At 43.9% G+C, this 617-nt stretch carries 1 protein-coding gene; it reads right to left on the bottom strand.

What is annotated here, in order from left to right:
- Positions 1 to 198 precede the first annotated feature (198 nt).
- The coding region (locus R7R78_RS27570; protein WP_225474789.1) for a GNAT family N-acetyltransferase at positions 199 to 617 on the bottom strand (419 nt) is incomplete at its 5' end.

Genomic DNA, 617 nt, shown 5'->3' on the forward strand with positions numbered 1-617 from the left:
ATATCAATTTGAATAATGGAAACACAGCGCTAATGCATTTGTGACGTCCAGTCCGTCAACACAAGCGAGCCTGTGATTCGAGCGTGTCACTGACATTATTTCAGCCCTTGCTCAGCGATGAATACTGAGGAAATTCTCAAGCAGCAATGCGAGAGATAGCACAGCATGAATTAACGCCAGTGATAACGTTCAATCGGCTTACGATTGTTCTTCAATACTCTTCTGGTATTGATGTTTCAAAACGTACATGCGCTTCACGTCACGATAGCTGCCATTAATGAAGTACTCTTCGATAAGATGGCCTTCCTCAATAAAGCCGCACTTTTTATACAGATGGATGGCAACTTCGTTCTCAACCGCAACCAATAGATAGATTTTGCGTAAGTTAAGGATGGAGAAAGAGTAATCCAATGCGCGATGAATCATTTCCATCGCATAACCACGGCCTTGATGGTCTGGCGCGATGATGATTTGAAATTCCGCACTGCGGTGGATGTAGTTGATTTCAATCAGTTCCACCAAACCAATCAAAATGCCGTCAGCGTCTTCAACGACAAAGCGTCGTTCTGCGTCATCGTGAATGTGTTTACGGTAAAGTTCTTCGAGCTCGTCATAGG

It is taken from the genome of Vibrio sp. 2134-1, from assembly GCF_033339495.1.